The 20,094-nt window shown below is 44.5% G+C and carries 12 protein-coding genes; 10 read left to right on the top strand and 2 right to left on the bottom strand.

The features are described 5' to 3' along the window. Window positions 1–29: 29 nt before the first annotated feature. Both AC58PV_RS12705 and AC58PV_RS12700 read right to left on the bottom strand, forming a co-directional pair. Window positions 30–908, bottom strand: coding sequence for a carbohydrate ABC transporter permease (locus tag AC58PV_RS12705; protein ID WP_497432600.1), 879 nt, complete (start codon window positions 906–908; stop codon window positions 30–32). Window positions 909–935: 27 nt separating this feature from the next. Beyond that, window positions 936–1,886 (bottom strand): ABC transporter permease, encoded by a 951-nt coding sequence (locus AC58PV_RS12700; protein WP_497432599.1) that lies wholly within the window; start codon window positions 1,884–1,886, stop codon window positions 936–938. A 156-nt stretch (window positions 1,887–2,042) separates the two neighbouring features. Here AC58PV_RS12700 and AC58PV_RS12695 point away from each other — a divergent pair, with 156 nt between their 5' ends. The 10 genes from AC58PV_RS12695 (at window position 2,043) to AC58PV_RS12650 (ending at window position 20,014) form a co-directional block, all read left to right on the top strand. Further along, the gene (locus AC58PV_RS12695) at window positions 2,043–3,755 is read left to right on the top strand and encodes a sensor histidine kinase (RefSeq protein ID WP_497432598.1); all 1,713 of its coding nucleotides are present in this window, start codon (window positions 2,043–2,045) and stop codon (window positions 3,753–3,755) included. A gap of 26 nt (window positions 3,756–3,781) precedes the next feature. Beyond that, on the top strand, window positions 3,782–5,398 hold the full coding sequence (locus AC58PV_RS12690; RefSeq protein ID WP_497432597.1) for a response regulator transcription factor: 1,617 nt from the start codon (window positions 3,782–3,784) through the stop codon (window positions 5,396–5,398). A 113-nt stretch (window positions 5,399–5,511) separates the two neighbouring features. Further along, complete coding sequence (locus tag AC58PV_RS12685) at window positions 5,512–7,206, top strand: type 2 periplasmic-binding domain-containing protein (RefSeq protein WP_497432596.1); 1,695 nt, start codon at window positions 5,512–5,514, stop codon at window positions 7,204–7,206. A gap of 670 nt (window positions 7,207–7,876) precedes the next feature. Next, window positions 7,877–8,971, top strand: coding sequence for a hypothetical protein (locus tag AC58PV_RS12680; protein ID WP_497432595.1), 1,095 nt, complete (start codon window positions 7,877–7,879; stop codon window positions 8,969–8,971). Window positions 8,972–9,100: 129 nt separating this feature from the next. Beyond that, on the top strand, window positions 9,101–13,072 hold the full coding sequence (locus AC58PV_RS12675; RefSeq protein WP_497432594.1) for an Ig-like domain-containing protein: 3,972 nt from the start codon (window positions 9,101–9,103) through the stop codon (window positions 13,070–13,072). 369 nt (window positions 13,073–13,441) lie between these two features. Continuing rightward, window positions 13,442–14,716: a response regulator gene (locus AC58PV_RS12670; protein ID WP_497432593.1), complete on the top strand. Its 1,275-nt coding sequence runs from the start codon at window positions 13,442–13,444 to the stop codon at window positions 14,714–14,716. A gap of 94 nt (window positions 14,717–14,810) precedes the next feature. Next, window positions 14,811–16,472, top strand: coding sequence for a sensor histidine kinase (locus AC58PV_RS12665; protein WP_497432592.1), 1,662 nt, complete (start codon window positions 14,811–14,813; stop codon window positions 16,470–16,472). Between the two features lie 90 nt (window positions 16,473–16,562). Further along, window positions 16,563–17,465: an ABC transporter permease subunit gene (locus AC58PV_RS12660; protein WP_171634817.1), complete on the top strand. Its 903-nt coding sequence runs from the start codon at window positions 16,563–16,565 to the stop codon at window positions 17,463–17,465. Window positions 17,466–17,477: 12 nt separating this feature from the next. Continuing rightward, complete coding sequence (locus tag AC58PV_RS12655) at window positions 17,478–18,404, top strand: carbohydrate ABC transporter permease (protein ID WP_497432591.1); 927 nt, start codon at window positions 17,478–17,480, stop codon at window positions 18,402–18,404. Window positions 18,405–18,460: 56 nt separating this feature from the next. Then, window positions 18,461–20,014 (top strand): ABC transporter substrate-binding protein, encoded by a 1,554-nt coding sequence (locus tag AC58PV_RS12650; protein ID WP_497432590.1) that lies wholly within the window; start codon window positions 18,461–18,463, stop codon window positions 20,012–20,014. The last annotated feature ends 80 nt before the right edge of the window (window positions 20,015–20,094 follow it).

The following is a 20,094-nucleotide window of genomic DNA, read 5'->3' as shown; positions in this document are numbered from 1 at the left end:
AAGAATATCATTCCTAATTCGCTGTTGAATTACTCTTTAACGGCTCCGATAACCATACCTTTGACAAAAAAGCGCTGTAGAAACGGGTAGACGACGAGAATCGGAATCATTGCGATGAAGATTTGTGCGGCTTTTACACTCCGATTGGACAACAATTCTAGATCTTCAAAATCAATACCTGTTTTACTGAGGTCGCGTGCGACGACGATGGTTTGCAGAAGCGTAGCAAGCGGCCACTGTTCGGGAGATCTCATATATAACATGCCATCAAACCAGTTGTTCCAATGCCCTACCAGTGTGAATAGGGAGAGGGTGGCCAGGGCAGGCATGGATATCGGTAAGTAAACAGAGAAGAAAATGCGGAATGAGCTTGCCCCGTCCATGGTAGCTGCCTCATCCAATTCTTTCGGTATCGCACGGAAAAAATTCATCATCAGAATGATATTCCAGACATTGAGCAGATGGGGTAAAATGTAAACCCAGAACGAACCGACCAATCCGATTTTTTGTATGAGCAGGTAGTGCGGGATCAGTCCAGCGTCGAAGATCATAATGATCAGGAAGAACCAGACATAGAAGTTGCGTGGCTTGAATTCGATATTGCTTCTGGACAAAGGAAAGGCAGCGAGAACAGTTACCATCATCGCCAGAACCGTACCAATTAAGCTCCGCAATACGGAGATTTGAATGGCATGCAGGAAGTTATCATTTTGAAAAGTTTTCACATAGCTGTCCAGATTGAAATCGATGGGGAACAGCGTGACCAGATTCGATTCGGCGGCTGTTTTTCCACTGAGAGAGACAGCAAAGATATGCAGCATCGGTAAAATACAGAGAATGGAGACAAGGACTAGAAGTGTTACATTCGTATAATAAAACACTTTATAGGATGGATTTTTATAATACATAGCCTGTTCCTCCGAGATTCGTCATTTTTAAAATACACGGTAATTCGTCCATTTGTGCGAAATGTAGTAGCCGGCGCTGATTAGAATGAACCCGACAGCCGATTTGAATAGGCCAACCGTGGCAGCTAAACTGTATTGCCCGCCTTGGAAATTCCGGAATACAAAGGTATCGATAATATCTCCCTTTTCAAGCACAAGTGGATTTATCAGGTTATAGATTTGATCGAAGTTGGCATTGAGCATATTGCCTAGGGACAATGTGAACACGACGACCATGATCGGAAGCAGGGAGGGAAGCGTAATATGGATCGTTTGCTGCCATCTGCCAGCGCCATCGATTTCGGCGGCTTCATACAGATCCGGATTGATACCGGACAAGGCGGCAAGGAAGACGATCGCTGAGAAGCCGAATTCCTTCCATAAATCACTCACGATAACGGTAAAACGGAACCAATTCGCTTCGCCCAGAAACATGATGGGCTGTAAATGAAGGGTTGCAACTAACCGGTTTAAAACACCGTCTAGTGAAAGCACGTCCAACAAGATACCCCCTAATATAACCCATGACATGAAATGCGGCAGGTACACCATGGTCTGAAGCGAGCGTTTCAACTTCATATTGCGGATCTCATTGATCAGTAAGGCGAAGGTAACGGGGACAGCCAAGCCAAATATTATTTTCAAAACAGAAATAATCAACGTGTTCCAAATGACTTGAACGGAGCCCTTCATTGTAAAAATAAGCTGGAAATTATCCCAACCAATCCACCTGGAACCAGATATGCCAAGCCATGGCTTGAAGTCCTGGAACGCCATGATGATGCCCGGCATGGGGGCGTATTTAAATATGAGAGCGACTAATACTGCGGGCAGCAGCATGAGATGAAGCCTCCATGTTTTGCGAAGGGGATGATTTCGTTTCGCTCTTACTCTTGCCGTTACGGGTGGCGATGATGTTATAATGGCGGTATCTTTCATACATTATTTTCCTCCTTGACTTGCGTCTTCTGTAACTTCATCTTAGGATGGAAGCGTTTTTTTGTATAGAATACATATTAAAGGTGACTGTCAATATCTTAAGGATATGCTTACGAAGCCAGTTTTTCTGGCGAAAAACTTCAAGGAGGTTGTGCAATGAAGCGGCACTGGCCTATATTCCTGAAAATCAACGGTGTCATCCTCGTTCTATTAATTCCCATTGTTATTCTATTTGCTTATTTCAGCAGGACCAGCTTTCAGGTTATTGATTCACAGATCACGGCGTATAACGAAAGCCAGCTGCAATTTCTGAAAAACCAGATTGAAGTAGGTGCCGAACGTCTGTCCCTTTCCTCTAGTGTTTTGGCACGCGATTCCTCCATTTTGAAGCTTCAGACGAGTATCTTGACGAAAGACTACTACGGGATGATTGACTTCCAAACCCAAGTAAAAGAAAAGCTCTTTCTGCAGAGTTTCTCCAGCAATTGGACCAATGACTTATCCATCTATTTGCCCGATACCCAAAGAAGAATATCGACGAATCCGAATGATCGCTACGATCAGAGTGTCCTTGAAACGGCCGACAACGGGAAGTGGCACTTTCACGCTGGAGGATCTAACGAAACACCGTACTATCAACTGTTTATCTGGGATCCGTACTTTTCCAAAAGCAGTCCTCAGACCGTAAGTGCGATTTACGAGGTGCGTTTTGGACTAGATAATATTAGAAAAATGCTGCGCTCATACAAACGAGATAGTCCGGGTTACTCCTTTTTATTAACAAGCACTGGCGAGGTGTTCTCGGCTTCTGATTCAAGTAATGCTGACTTAGAGAGGCTGGGTGAAAGACTTCTGAAGGAGGGCTTAAACGAAGGCGGGCATCGGAGTGTACAGCTGGAGGAACAGAAAGCTTATTTGAGCTATACCTTTCTGCCAAGTATTGAAGCTTATCTCATAGATTATGTACCTCTAAACACGTTTCACGCACCGATTATTAAGAGCAGGAACTTGTTTTATATCAGCATGTTCGTGCTGGTTCTCCTTGGATTTGCCACTTCCTATCTCTTGTATCTTCATGTGCAGAAGCCGATTTCTTATATCATGAAAGGGCTTAAACATATGGAGATGGGGGACTATTCATTCCGTATCAACAAGCGCTTTCATAATGAATTTGATTACATGATGCTGCGCTTCAATGACATGGGGAATGAGATCCAACATCTGATCACGAATGTATACGAGGAACAGAATCGTTCCCGTTTGGCAACGCTAAAGCAGCTGCAATCGCAGATTAATCCACACTTTTTGTACAATTGCCTGTCTTTCATTGCTGGTTGTGCAAAAGCTGGTTATACCGACACTATTAAACAGATGACGTATCATTTAGGCGATTATTATCGCTATACCACAAGAGTCGAGAATCAGATGCCCTTGTTAAAAGAGGAAGTTGATCTGGTCAATCACTACTTAAACATTTATTCGTTAAGACTTGAACGTCTTGATTATCAGATTGATATTCCCTCCGAAATGCTGAATGAACCTGTGATGAGGCTTATTCTTCAACCTGTTGTAGAGAATGCAATTGTACATGGCATTGAACCCAAACCAGGACGAGGAACGATCATGGTCTCGGGTCATCGTGACTCCGATTGGAATGTGCTTGTTGTTGAAGATAGCGGTGTGGGAATGACGGATCTGGAAATAGTGGCGTATGTACAGAGTTTGGAGCGTCCTATGGATGAACATACAGGCTGCGGATTGTGGAACGTGAATCAACGTTTAATACAACGATTTGGTCCTGGTGCAGGTATTGTCATGAAAGCTTCGAATCGGCTATCAGGTCTCAGTGTAGCACTTCGTTGGAAATGAGAATAAAGTAGGGAGGCTTGGTACGCATGATTCAACTTCTGCTGGTTGATGATGAACCCATGTTATTAAAGAGCATGGTAGAGAATGATTGGAGACATATCGGTGTGGAGACTGTTTTCCAGGCAGCTTCTGGGTTGGAAGCCGTAGATGTGCTCAAGAAAACACCGATTGATATTGTCGTAACGGATATTCGGATGCCGGGCATGAACGGGCTGCAATTATGCAAATTTATACAAGAACACTATCCCCGTACCAAGTGTATTCTGCTATCGGGCTACGGAGAATTCGACTACGCGCGTCAGGCAATCATGTACGGCACGGTAAATTATTTGCTGAAACCGATTAAGGACGAAGAGTTGATTGAAGAGGTTTCTCGCGTCAAGACGCTGCTCCAACAAGAATGGGAGCATGTAGGATCTTTGGAACGGGCACGTCAGACACTTCATGTTCACCTGCCGTTATTAAAATCGAATTTATTAAATAACTTGTTAACGGGGAGTTCCATGTCTTCTTCTTCACTCGCTGAACGAATGAAAGAGTACCAGCTTCCATTTGTACCGGGAAGGAACTGTTCTTTTCTCCTAGTAAGAATGGATGGCGGGTTTGGGGATACGGTGGAGGATGATTCTCTGTTATTCGAATACGCCGTTCATAATATCGCTTGCGAGATTTTAGAAGCGGATTATCACGTTTGGTACTGTAGGGATACCTTTGGGTATTTATGCTTTTTGGTGCAGGACAGAGGAATGGGAGAATCTTTCGAACCAGTAGGTGATCAAAAGCTAGAGAAATCGGCTTATGAGCTGCAGTTGAAAGTTTCAGCCTTTCTTAAAGGGCAAGTATCCGTCTTGATAAGCGATGAGGGGATATTTCCAGATGAACTCGCGCTGCATTACCGCAAATCATTGAATGAATTTCGCAAAGTTCCGCGAAGCGACAGGGAAATCATGATCATGTCCGGGAAGCCTCGCGTACAATCGAGGTCTCTGCAATCCTTATACAGTCCACCAAGTATCCAGCAGCTATTAGAAGCTGGGCGTTGGGGGGATGTCCGGACGAAATTGAGTGATGTTTTTGAAGAAATGAGCGCTAAGAAAATGGATACGGAAGAGAACATGATGGAAGTTACTTATACCTTGATGAATGCTTTTTTGTATATTGCGCACCTTCAAGGCAAAACCTTGATGGAAGTATCGGGGTTGGAGGCGGATGTGTCGCCAGATCCACGAATGTTATACAGAGCAGATCAAGTCATGGCGTGGGCAGCAGGGGTACTGGAAAGCATGGAATCGGGCAGTATCCGTGAATTCAAGGAAGGCAAAAACCAGTTAATTTCAAAAATTCATCGGTTTATCGAGACGCATATTGCACAAGATGTTTCCCTGCAAACGATCGCAGATCATGTGACGCTGCACCCGGTATATTTGTCATCCATGTATAAACAGGAAATGAAAGAAAACATTAGCGATTTCATTATGCGGTATAGGATGGAAAAGGCAGCAGTTCTGCTGGGTTCAACAGATATTAAAATTTACGAGCTAGCAAGTCAAATGGGTTTCCAGAACCCGCCTTATTTTAGCAAACTGTTCAAAAATTATTACGGGGTTACCCCACAAGAATACAGGGATCGGCACATCACCTAAATCTTAACAATTTCATACACCATCTTAAAACTTTATCACTTACCCGGCTGAAAGCGCTGTATTAATATAAAGGTGCAACGCAATACAGCTTAAAGGGAGGATCTTGATAGAAAATGGGTAAAAAACGATATCTACTTGCTCTTGCAGTGATTATGGTGTTCTCTCTCGTAACCGCTTGTTCGCAAAGCACAAATACCGGCGAAAAGGGAACGGAAACTTCACCGACAGCTGCACAGAAGGGTGCTTCTGCCGATGCCATCCAAAAGGGAATATACAAGTTTGAAACACCAGTGACGATCACGACAGTCAAAGCCACTGATGCCACCATGAAATTCAAGAACGGTGAGACCATGGAAAACAATGTGCACACGAAGTGGGCACACGATCAACTGGGTGTCGACATGAAGGTTTTGTGGCAAGTACCTGGCGAACAATTCAATACGAAACTGAGATTGATGCTGACAGCCAATGAATCGTTACCTGATGTGCTGACTACACAGGATATGACTTTGTTAGACGAATTGATTCAATCCGGCAAGTATAGAGATATCACAGCAGATTTTGAGAAATATGCTTCTCCCAAAATGAAACAAATCTACAACTCGAATCCATTAAATTGGAGCCAAGTCACATACGGCGGTAAAAAAATGGCCATTCCGAACTTTGCTATTGCTGGGAATGATAACCCCGTGATGTGGATCAGACAGGATTGGTTAGATAAACTTGGTATGAAAGCGCCTAAGACATTTGAAGACTTGGAAGCTGTCATGCAAGCATTCTTGGACAAAAAGCCTGGCGGATCTGACAATGTGATTCCGCTTGGAGCAAGCCTAGGTTCTGGTGGTTCATCTCCTAATCCGTTCACTAGCTGGCTTGGAGAGACTTCTTGGGTGTTCGGAGCTTTAGGCACGGTACCTTATCAATGGTTAGTAAAGGATGGGAAATTGGTCCACGGATCGACGCTTCCGGCGATGAAAGACGGCTTGGCGAAACTTAGAGACTGGTACAATAAAGGCTATCTCTCGAAAGAAGCAGGCCTTCATGACGAGAATAAATTGGCTGAATTGATCGCGCAAGGTCGCGTAGGTATCGTCGTGGCTCCTTCGTGGATGTCAGGTTGGCCGAACACGGACATGCAGAAGAATGTGGCGGGATCCATCATGAAGCCGTATCCGCTGCCAACGCTGAATGGCAAAATTGAAGCCCGTGACACGACTTACTTAAGAGGTGGCCTATTAGTTAAAAAGGATTTCGAACATGTTGATGCGCTATTCCTATACTTAAATCGGATCTTTGGTGCTGTAAACCCTGAAGAGGGCAGCGAGTTTGTGAATGGGTGGGCGAAGGATTACGATTATACAATCAAAGCGGATGGCACCTACTCCGTGACCGAGGCGGATATTCCTGGAGGCAAAGTCAGTCCGGCTAAATATTTGCTCATCGAACCGAAAGATCCATTTATCAGCATGAAGTTGCGAGCAGATATAAGCAGAGGGAAAGCGCCAGTAACGCCGAGTGAGAAGAAAATAGCCGTTAGCGGTCAGGATAGCTTGAAGGCTGCTGAGATTGTTGATGATGGCTGGAAAGCTGGCATTTATATTCCTCAAGCGTACACGGGTGCGAATACACCGGCGATGCAATCCAAGGGTGGTATTCTCGTCAAACTGGAGGGGGATACATTTATCAATATTATTTATGGCAAGAAACCTGTTACGGAATTCGATAACTTCGTGAAAGAGTGGAAGAGCCTAGGCGGCGATGATATGACCAAAGAAGTGAATGATTGGTATTCGAAAATGAAGAAATAGGATGAAGGGGCCCGCTGGAGATCAGCGGGCTTTTTGACGCCCGCTTAAGCTAATTTCATTATTCAACAGATAAAGTTATCCACCAAAATCGATAATTTTAGCATCTTTTTGCTGGAAAATCATTTGTTTATGAAACCCTGTAGAGGTAGAGGTAGAGGTAAAAGTGGTAGCAGGAGTAGGAGTAGTGCTCAATTGAGTAGCTAGCTTTCAAATAGATGTAAAAAATGCAGTTAATCTAGCCGTTTTGACGGGGATTTAGCAATTAAATGGAAAAAGTACATCTAATTTAAGATAGATTATCGGATTGGTGGCTTGTAGAGGGAATTAGCTGTAGTAAATCCATCTATTGCTCCAAAAGGGCGGAAATCAGCAGAAATAACAACATAAAATCCATCTAATTTGTTCGTGGCGGTGGAGAGTTTGTGCTCAGAAGGTAGAGGTAGAGGTAGAGGTGAAAGTAGTAGCAGAAGTAGAAATAGATGTAGGAAATCCAGTTAATCTCCAGAAACGCCCCCATAGCTACCTAGCCTGGGAACACAGGAGCAGAATTAGAAAGGGGTGTCGGCGGCGTTCATTTTGTGGAAATCTTAACAAATTCCTAGGTCATCTTAAAACTTTATCTCTATCTCACATGTAAGCGCTGTAATAAGATGAAGTAGGGGTGATCCTAGTGAAGTTTACGAAGAGGATAGTCGTTGCGGTGACGGTTCTAGTTCTCACGATTGTCGGAGCCGTCGTCTTGTATGCTTCAGTGGGTGCTGATTCGAGTCAGACTTCAATTGCGACGGTGAATGGCAGCGTGATCACCATGCAAGAATTCAAGCGTGAGTTGGAGAAACAAAGAACATCGGTTATCGACTATTTCTATCGATCAAAAGGTGTGGCCTATGGTAGGAATTTCTGGAAGATGGAGTACCAGGGCGAGAATCCAGAAGAGACAGCAAAGAAGAGAGCCCTAGATGAAATTACTAGGCTTAAGATTGAACTGGAACTTGCCGAGCGGCGGGGTCTGATCCAAGGGACTTCTTATGAGGATTTGCTCCAAAAGATGGATAGGGAGAATAAGCGAAGGCTGGCCGCCGTGCAAGCTCGTGAACCCATTTACGGGCCTGTCCAATTGGATGAGAGCACGTTTATGAACGATTACATAAGCAAACTGCGGATGCAATTGAAGGAGAGTCTATCCGAGAATGAGTTGAACGTGACGGAAGAGGATCTAAAGCGGCATTACGAGCTTCTCAAAGATACGTTGTTTACCGTAGAGGACAGGATCAGATTTCAAAAAGTTTCCGTTTCGTATAGGGGAGATGAGCAAGGAAACGTTAACAATTCAAAGAAGCAAGCCATCCAGAAACGGATGGAAGACATAAAACTCCTTTTGGATCAAGGGGAAGAGATGGGGAGCGTCATTGGCAACCTGCAAGATGAGAAGGATCCCTTCGTGGTTCGCTTTACCGAGGAGAATTTGAATAAGGATACGGCTGGCACCTATTTCAAGTCTCAAGCCATTCTCTATTCCGTACTTACTCATCACATGAGTGTCAATCAGGTGAGCTCTGTATTCGATGAGACTATGCAGGGGGAATACGTCCTTGTTAAGGTGGTGGATAGGGAAATGGGCGGCTATCAAAGTTATGAAGAGAGCAGACGAAATGTGTGGAGGAGTTATGTGGACACCGCCTATGGTGACTATTTGGATACATGCATGCGAGAAGCGAAAGTGAAGATCGATGCGAGCGCCTATAAAAAGATTCACATGGATTGAACGATTTTCACATCATTCTTGGAAGCGGTTACTTGACCTCGAGGGAAGTGGCCGTTTTTTAAGATAAATATTAACCGTACTATTCTCATGCGATTAGTGTGGTTAAATCAATGATAAGGAGGATATGTAATGAAGAGAACGAAAGGATTCAGGCTTATAGGTTTGATTCTGGGAATCATTATCTTGGTAGCAGGATTCGTGCCAGTAGCCGCACCAGCAACGGTTTATGCATCAGGCTCCGTCTATTATGTGGATGCGATAGACGGCAATGATGCGAATGCTGGAACGGCTTCTGGATCAGCTTGGCAATCGCTGAGCAAAGTTAACAGTACCGTCTTCCAGCCTGGCGACACGATTATGTTCAAGGCAGACGGTGTATGGACAGGTACGCTTTCTCCCCAAGGCTCAGGCACAGAAGGGAATCCCATTTCGATTGACATGTATGGTACCGGCCGTAAGCCATTGATTGCCGGGGCTGGCGCTGCAGCGGCTGTCTATTTCAACAATCAGGAGCAGTGGGAGGTCCGAAATCTGGAAATCACGAATGATGCGGCTACGAAGGCAGTACGAAGAGGCATACATGTGGATGGCACCAGCGGTGGCTACAGCAATCCCAGAGTGTTTAAGCATTTTCTTTTTGAAAATTTGGAAATCCACAATGTGAAGGGAGATACGGCAACCGATTATGCCCATAATGGAGGTATTATCGTCTGGGGAACAAACTGGGATTATCACGTATCCGATGTTGTGGTGAATAACAGCAAAATTTATTCCGTAGATAGCGTTGGCATTTACATTTATGGGGCACAGAAGAAATATTCCGCTGACTCCAAAGTGACGAACAATGTTATTTACGATGTGGGCGCAGATGGAGCATTCATTCTAGATACGACGAATGCGCTGATCGAAAACAACATCGTGCATGACACGCATGTAAGAGCCAGCGGATATCATGTTCCGCTGTGGGTATTCTCAGCTAAAGATGCGCTGATTCAGCACAATGAAGTTTACAATACAGCGCCGGGCGGAGACGCTATGGCTTATGATGCGGATTACAAGAGTGACGGAACGATTATTCAATATAACTACAGTCATAATAATGCTGGCGGCGCCTTCTTGGTTGTCAATGATGGTACGGTTGCAAGCAACGCCAATACCAATACGACAATCCGTTATAACATTAGCCAGAATGACAGCGGTGCCGTGTTTAATTTTAGCGGAACCCCCGATACTACCCATATCTACAACAACACGGTATATTTGCCTAGATATTCGAACGCGAAAGTGGTGGATTATTTAAATTGGGGCGGTTATGCCAAAAATACGTACTTCACCAACAATATCATCACGAATCTTGGAACGGGCGGTTACAATTTCGCTGGGAGCACGAATAATGTGTTTGATCACAACCTGTTCTATGGCAACCATCCGGCCAGCGAACCGACGGATGCGAACAAGATTACAGCGGATCCCCTGCTTGCCTCTCCTGGCTCAGGCGGTATAGGGAAAGATACGGTTGTCGGATACCAGCTTCTTGCTACATCGCCGGCTATTGGAGCGGGTACATTGATGACGAACAACGGAGGCAAGGACTACTTTGGCAATCCCGTTTCGGCAGTGCTAGCGCCAAATATCGGAGCTTATCAGGGTCCAGGACTGGATCCTAACAATCTTCCTCCGCTTCCACCACCGCCGGTGGAGGAGAATCTGTTGAAGAATCCAGGGTTCGAAACAGGTGATTTTACCAATTGGCCTACTCATTACAATGGGGCTACTATTGAGGGCAACAATGCTATTAGCGGCACTTATGCAGCCAAGCTTACAGGGAATACAGCTGGCGTTGAACAGACCATCAGTGGATTGTATCCGAATACGATCTACAAATTGTATGGAAACGGTAAGAGCGCAGGCGGTGGCGATGCTGTATTTGGCGTCAAAAATTATGGCGGCACCGCCAAAGATGTGCACATGAGCGCTGCCAGTTATACGAGGAAAGAGCTTACGTTTACGACGGGCAGTACCAACACAAGCGCTACGATATATTTATATAAAAGCGGTGGCAGCGGGGACGTTTACTTCGACGACTTGGAATTAATTCAGTACAGCGCATCGCCGGGTGGACCTGTTGACCCTGATCCCGTATATACGGAAGGTTCTGACGATGAGTTCAATGATGTGGGGATCCATTCACAATGGCACTGGACCCGAGAGAACCCAGCGAAATGGTCGTTGAGCACGAACCCGGGGTATATGAGAATTGTCAGTGAGAATGGAGATATCGCGGGCGGAAGCGCCGATGCGAAGAACATCCTTCTCACGGGTGCGCCTGAAGGGAACTGGGCGATCGATACGAAGCTCGAAGGCAAGCCGAATTCACAATGGTCGCAAGGAGGATTGGTCGTATATGTAAATGACGATACGTATATCCGGATGACCCGATTGTATGGGAGCGGCAATCAGCTGCAGTTTGATGTGAAGGTAGGTGGCGTGCGTACCCATATGGAGGTACCCGATACGATTGGGTCGACAGTATCCTATCTTCGAATTGTTAAGTATGGAGATAAGTATGCCGGCTATTATTCGGAAGATGGTGTCGCTTATACGCAGATAGGTAACACAGTAATTGCTAATCTTGATGATCCCAAAATCGGTCTCATTGTCTGTGGAGGAACGGGACTTACTGCGGATTTTGACTATTTCCATATTGCAACTAGTGGTATAACGGAACCACCGCCTCCACCGCCGCCAGTGCCTGTCGCGGTGTCTGGCGTCACGCTGAATAAATCGGCATTGAGTCTGAAAGTCGGCGGCACATCCACATTGTCAGCAGTCGTATCACCTTCTAATGCTGCCAATAAGGCGGTGACATGGAGCTCGAACAATCCCGCCGTTGCGCAGGTAGATGCGGCTGGAATCATCACTGCTGTGGGCGAGGGAACAGCTTCGGTTACGGTAACCACAGTAGACGGATCCAAAACGGCCGTTAGTTTCGTGGAGGTTGTGTCTGCAAGCAATTTGCTGAACAACCCGGGATTTGAGACAGGAGATTTGACGAACTGGCCATCGAATTTTAACCAGGCAGCTGTTGTGAATACGAACACCCATAGTGGCACATACGCTGCCAAGTTGGCAACCGCCTACGGGGGGATCGAGCAAATCGTAACGGGACTTACGCCAAATACAACGTATACGCTCTCAGCATGGTCCATGGGGATCAATGGTGAGTTTGGCGTCAGGGATTTCGGCAGTTACAAACGCCAGGTGTATATTAATTCGACGGCTTATACGAAGAATGAGATAACGTTTACCACAGGGGCTACCAATACAAGTGCGACCATTCTTATGTACAAACGTGCAGCTGCAGGTGAGGCTTACTTTGACGATTTTGAACTTGTTCAGAATAGCACGCCGACTACGCCGCCGCCTGTCTCGGTGACTGGGGTTTCACTGGATCATACCGGATTGAGTCTGAACATCGGCGCGGCGGCTACATTGTTAGCCACTATCGCACCTGCCAATGCCGCCAATAAAGCGGTGAGCTGGAGTTCGAACAATCTCGCAGTGGCGACTGTGGATGCGAGTGGCATCGTAACCGCCGTTGGTGAGGGAACCGCTTCGATTACCGTAACGACTGTTGATGGCACCAAAACAGCCATTTGTATTGTGGAGGTTGTGCCTGCAATTCCAACAATTAATTTGCTGAACAACCCTGGATTTGAGTCAGGGGATTTCACGAGCTGGCCATCGCATTTTAACCAATCAGCCATTGTGAATACGAACACCCACACAGGAACATACGCTGCCAAATTGGCAACGGCCTACGGGGGGATCGAGCAAATCGTAACGGGACTGACGCCAAACACAACGTATACGATCTCCGCATGGGCCAAAGTAGTGGATGGAGGCGCTGCACAGTTCGGCGTGAGAAATTTCGGTAGTTACCAACGTCAGGTGTATGTAAATACTGCGGAATATACAAGGAAAGAATACACCTTCACCACCGGAAGTACGAATACTAGTGCGACGATATTTATGTACAAACATGTCGTTCCTGGTGAAGTTTACTTCGATGACTTGGAGCTTGTTCAGGTCAGTCCTTGATCTGTTTCATGGCTTGTAACGGTTAACAGTGAAATAAGTGAGTAAGCCAAAGAGGCTGGTTTTTTTGTACATTCCCATGTACGAGAGACCAGCTTATTTTTTCATGCCATAGTTAATTTCCCATAGCATTCCGTAAGCCAGGCAATCCAGCTCATTATGCATGACGATGAGTTCGAAGTCGTCTACCATATCGCTGAAGCAGCCTATGACTGTGAGACGGTCAATTTCGTAGAGAGGGAAAGGGGGGAATGAGCCGATCTTCTGTTTTTTTTACGCGTTCATTCACCAGCGGAGCCTGTCATGCTATACTCATGTTTATTTCAGTCTAATAAGACATCATCATTATTTACATAAAGGGGGACTTACACAGTGAGCCGTATCTTGCTTGTTGACGATGAAATCTATGCCATTGAGGGACTTAAGTATAACTTAGCATGGCAATCCTTGGGGTTTACAGAGGTTTTTGAAGCCTATAATATCGACATGGCCAAAAAAATCATAACCGAGCATCCAATTGATATCATGATTTGCGACATAGAGATGCCAAATGGCAATGGGCTGCAATTGATGGAGTGGGTTAAATCGCTCTATCCTTCCATGGTTGTCGTGTTTCTTACTTGTCATTCGGAATTTGATTATGCTAAAAAGGCGCTTCAATTAGGCGTATTTGATTATATCGTTAAGCCAGTCAATTTCTCAGAATTGGAAGAAATTATTGTGAAAGCATTGGAAATCCGCAGAAAAGAGTTGGGGTTTGAAGAGATCAAAGAGACGTATGAAAAGTTCTATCCGCTGTGGGAGGTCAAAAAACCGCTGTTAATTGAACGGATGTGGCAAGATTATTTGGATGAGCGTATCTCAAATGATCCGATAAAGATGGCAGGCGAGTTGCAAGAAGTCGGGTTGACTGTCTCTGACAACTTTATGATCCTGCCAATCCTGATTAGTGTAGAAAAGTGGCAGCGAGAATTCAGTTCCAGAGATGAGGAAGTCCTTGAGTATGCGATTCGAAACGCAGCAGCGGAACTGGTCGTCGGGCAGGATAATGGACTTGCTTTGCAGGATCATTCCGGTATCAATGTGATCTTCATCTACTCGAATGGAAGCGAGCCGATCTCCTTGGGGGACTGGCGTCTGAGGTGTGAAACCTTTATTCAAGCATGCAATGAACATTTTTATTGCCATATATCTTGTTACATCGGACATTGGGCGCCTATTCAGGACTTATACCGTGTATATCAAGATTTGATTGCTATGGAAAGTAACAATGTCAGCTTGTCCAAGCAGGTCTTTATGTACCAGAGGCAATTCGGACGTAAAAGCGAAAAAACGATGATTGAAATGGTGAAGACCTATATCAAAGAACACTTGACCGCGGAAATAACTCGCGAAGATGTAGCGGCGTCTGTTCATTTAAACCCAGCGTATTTGTCTCGTTTTTTTAAGAAAGAAACTGGAGAAACACTCACCGATTTCATAACATTCGAACGGATGAAAATGGCCAAGGAATTGCTAACAGGGACAGAAGCTACCATCAGTCAAATTGCTGTCTCTCTGGGCTATACGCATTTTTCCCATTTTTCCAAAATGTTTAAACGCACCTATGGGATGACGCCGCATGAATTTAGGAAATTGAAGAATTAAGATTCTGGACTGGGGGGCGTTGCGAATGAATTACAGGAACAGGAATTCTCTTTTTTTCAAATTTGTAAGCGTTTTTATCTGGATATCGCTTCCTTTGTTTTTATTGTTGTTTTTCAGTAACAGCTATGCGATGAATTTGGTTCGCGATCAAGTTGCCCAAACGAATTCGAGCCTATTGAGCGGGCAAATGAGTCATATTGACAATAAGTTATCGGAAATCGATACCTATATGCTCAGGCTGGCCTTCCAAGATCCGGCGGTCATTTCCTTGGAACGGCAGCCTCGCGGAAGCGATGAATATGTAATGACCCGAATCGCTGCGGCCAATACGCTGGAGAAGGATATTAACTACTATAGCGAGTTAGGTGCTTTATTCATTTATTCGACCAAAACGCAAGATCTTGTCATGACAAGGTCTACTGGATCGCAAATTCCGCAGAATAAGGGTACAGAGGATTTCATGTATGAATGGATGCGCAGCGAGGGACAATTCATGCAACATGGGGATGGGTGGAAAACTGTAAAAGCCGCGGGCATTCCCTGTTTAATTCATGTCGTTAAGTCGGGGGCGAGTCTGTACGTGGGGAGTATTATCCCCATTCAAAGCTTAGCTGCCCCATCCAATAAGGTTCAATTGGTCGCGGATGAGCAAATTATTTTCTTCTCTGACCAGGCAGAACCGTTAACGGCAACGATGATTTCCCCGGTCTATTTGAACCAACTTACAGGCAAGATTCTCCAAACAAATAAATCGTTCCACACGGTAGAAATCCCCGATAAGTATTTATTAGTTACGAATCACTCACAGGTCTCTAATATGATCATGACGGTTCTCTTACCAGAGAAAAATGTGTATAAACAGCTTTCTTTGCTGCAAAAACTAATATACTTCTTGCCCTTTGTCATCGGCTGCTTTCTCATCATTAATTTAGTTTTACTTAAAAAAATCGTCGTGAACCCAATCATTCGTGTTATTCGTGCAATGAGGAGAATTCAAGAAGGGGACCTGCAATACAGGATGCCGCCCAGTCATTCCAAGGAGCTGGACTTGCTGTCGGAGACCTTCAATACCATGTCCGCTGAAATTTCATCTCTGAAAATCAACGTCTATGAAGAGCATATTAAAACGCAACAGGCTGAAATTAAGCACCTGCAATTGCAAATCAATCCTCACTTTTTATTGAATTCTTTAAACATTGCCTATAACCTGATTGCCACTAAGAAATCCGAATTGGCTCAGAAGATGATCGTTCATCTCATGAATTATTTCCGTTCCATGATGCGAAGCCCGCAAAAATTAGTGACGATCACAGAGGAAATGAAGCACATTGGCCACTATTTGCAAATTCATAAGATGCGTTTTCCCCTGCATTTTGATTTCTCTATCGAATGCGATGCACATGTCGGCGACCTGCTTATTCCTTCTTTGATTTTTCAGCCTTTTGTTGAAAATGCCATTATCCATGGCATGGTGATGCAAGAAGAGGGCTTTCGTCTGAAAATTACTTGTTATGTGGACCGGGCTGCAGATAGCTGTGGCTTCTGGTTACAAATTGAAGATAATGGCAGGGGGTTTTCCGAGCAATCGTTGCAAAGGTTCGTCATAAGCGGTCAGGCATCAGGGGATGCCGGGAATTTGGGCATTCAAAATGTGAAACAAAGACTGCAAGCCTATTATGCCAATGAGGCCCGTCTCATGATTGGGAATGGGCTGGAAAAAGGAGCGGTCGTTCGTCTTTTTATTCCCAACAAGTAACTTGAGTGATAGGTTCGGTATCTTGAGCGCTATCTGAAGAAAGCTGTACCCTCTACAATAAAGAAGAGAAATAGAGTGGAGGGTAGCGGAATGGCCAAGAAATATAGCAGTCTGATTCTGATGACACTGCCAGGTGTATTGTATTTATTTATTAACAATTACTTGCCCATGCTGGGCACATTCATTGCGTTTAAGAACATTAATTACACCAAAGGAATTTTCCATAGCGACTGGGTGGGCTTTAAGAATTTTGAATTTCTATTCAAATCGCATGATGCCTTCATCATTACCCGGAATACGCTGCTCTACAATGGGACGTTTATTATCGTTAATAATTTAGTCATAGCGCTCCTTGTAGCCTTACTGTTGAATGAAATCAAAAATCGTTTTGCCCGCAATTTGTACCAAAGTATCATGCTGCTGCCCTTTTTAATTTCATTTAGTATCGTTGGCTATATTGTTCTTGCATTTTTTAGTATTGAGCACGGTTTTATCAATAAAGTCATTTTCCCGTTCTTACATATACAACCGATTGAATGGTATTTGGAGTCCAAATACTGGCCTTACATCCTTGTCATGGTGAACACATGGAAATATGTCGGTTATTCAAGTTTAATCTATTTTGCAGCTATGATTGGTATTAACCAAGAATATTATGAGGCTGCCCGCATGGATGGCGCAAATCGCTGGCTGCAGATGACGAAGATCACGCTCCCGCTAATCCGTCCAGTTGTGATCGTTGTGGTGCTGATCCTGATTGGCCGCATCTTTTATGCAGATTTCGGCATGTTCTTCCAAGTTCCTCTCAATACAGGTATTTTGTTCTCCACTACCAATGTAATTGATACCTATGTCTACCGAGCCTTATTGGTAACAGGAGATATCGGCATGTCTTCGGCTGCAGGTTTATACCAATCGACAGTGGGATTCGTGCTTGTCATCATCGCCAATATGTTGGTCAGAAGATGGGATAAAGAGAGCGCTTTATTTTAGAGGAGGATACGTATGGAAGTCAATATTGTCAATCAAAAGCGATTTCGAGCGCATCGGGAAGGATCACCTTGGGCGAGCGGTTTATTGCATGGTTTCTTCTTAGTGATGTGTGTATTTTGTTTATTTCCAATTGTTCTGGTGCTAATCGCTTCCTTTACGGATGAGAGTATCTTGCGTACAGGCGGCTACACGTATTTCCCGAAAATATGGAGCACAGCCGCTTATCGCTATTTATTTATAGACATTCATCAATTATTTCGAGCTTACGGCGTTACCATTATCATCACGATTTCGGGAACTTTAACCAGCTTATTTATTTCTAGCTTAGTTGCTTACCCGATGTCCCGTCAGGACTTTCCGTATCGAAAGGTACTATCCTTTTATGTGTTTTTTACAATTTTATTAAATGGCGGATTGGTTCCTTGGTATCTGGTATATACCCAAATCATCGATTTGCGCGATACGATGTGGGCACTCATCATACCAGGACTGCTTATTAATGGATTTAATGTGCTGATCATGAGGACCTTCTTCTCCAATTCTGTTCCTATTTCGGTCATTGAATCTGCTCGCATAGACGGCGCTGGCGAATGGCGAATCTTCTTTCAACTCATTCTCCCGCTCTCGGTATCTGTACTGGCAACGATCGGCATGTTCACTACGCTGGCTTATTGGAACGACTGGTTTAACGGGTTGATATTTATTAGCGATTCCAAGTATTTCAGTGTGCAATACTTAATGACCAAAGCTTTGCTAAATATTCAGTTCCTATCTTCTCATACGGAGAATGCGAATTCTGCTAAATTAATATCCGAAATGCCCCAAAATTCTATCATCATGGCAATGGCGGTTATTGGTATAGGACCTATTCTTATTTCCTATCCCTTTTTTCAGAAGTACTTGGTGAAAGGTCTCACTGTAGGCTCTGTTAAAGGCTAGCACTAGATGGAATGGAGGAGGTGATTCAGCTAAGTACATAGGGAAGGGGTAGTTGCATGACAATCATATTCGGGGGAGACTTGATCACAATGAAAAAGGTTTTCGTAATGACGACGGTTATTCTCACATTAAGCGCTGTACTCGCAGGCTGCAGTTCTTCGGCTACGAAGGAGAATACACCACAAAACACTTCCGAAAGTACGAAGGGTAATGCTTCTTCTTCGAAACTGGATCCGTATAAGTTGACGATCGTTTACGCAACAGGCGCAGTTCCCAAGGATCTTAAGACCGTGCAAGAAAAAATGAATGCGTATTTAACTGACAAGATTAACGCTACAGTTGAACTCAAGCCAATCGAGTGGGGAACTTGGATCGAGAAAACCAATCTGATGATTGCAACGAATGAACAAATGGACGTTATGATGACGGCTGGTGGTCTCGGTTATTCTCAAAATGTAGCGAAAGGAGCATTTTTGCCTCTAGATGAACTTATTGCCAAATACGGAGGAGACGTAACGAAAGCTTTGCAGCCTCAGTTTTTGGACGGAACAAGGATAGGCGGAAAGATTTACGGACTCCCAACGAACAAAGAGTTTGCCAGTGTAGATGGTGTTTTGTTCAATAAGGCGTTAGTCGATAAATATAAATTTGATATCAGCAAGGTGAACAAGCTCGAAGATTTGGAACCTATGTTACAAACGATTAAAGACAATGAACCTGACATCGTTCCTTTCTTCGGACAAGAGGGGCGTCAGATGAGTAATTTTGCCATCAGTTCTTCGTCGTTCGATAATCTTGGCGATTATTTGGGTGCTTTGGACCGCTCCAGCAAGGAGTTGAAAGTAGTCGATATCTTTGAATCGAAAGTATTCATGGATTATGCGAAGCTGGCGCGTAAATGGTATCAGGCGAAATACATGAATCTGGATGCGGCCACGGTCAAAGACTTTGGCGCCATGCAAGCAGGAAAAGCATTCGCTATGTATTCGGAGCTGAAACCTGGGAAAGATGCTGAAATGTCATCAGCCTGGGGGGTTAAGGTCGTTCAGAAAGAAATGGTGAACACCCCGATTACCTTGAACACGACCGGGATTATGACGGCCATTCCCAAGACTTCGAAAGATCCTAATCGGGCTATGATGTTCTTGAACATGCTCTATGGCGATAAAACGCTGCTTAATCTGTTTGATTTCGGTGTGGAAGGAACTCATTATGTGAAAAAGGACGAAACCACGATTGATTTCCCTGCAGGTGTTGATGCTGCATCCGTCGGTTATAAGAACGAGCCTTGGATGTGGGGAAATCAGATGTTAACGTATTTATTCCCGAATGAAGACCCGAAGAAATGGGAGAAATTCAAAACATTTAACGAAACTGCTGACAAATCACCTGCGCTTGGTTTTGCTTGGAATTCCGAATCTTTAACTCAGGAAGTGGCTGCTAGCAACAGCGTACTCAAGCAGTACCAACAAGCGATTATGTCCGGTTCTGTGGACCCCGATGTTTATATTCCCAAAATGGTGGCTGCACTGAAAAGCGCGGGCATTGACAAAATTATTGCCGAGAAACAAAAACAATTAAATGAATGGAGCACGACTACTAAAAAGTAACGACTTGTTTATGGGGGGCCTATCCGATAGGTTCCCTGCTTGTCATGCCTTCTACATTGCGCTCTGAGCGCTAATTCGAA

It is taken from the genome of Paenibacillus sp. J22FR83 (assembly GCF_059691955.1).
This window is presented reverse-complemented; position numbering and strand designations above follow the sequence as displayed.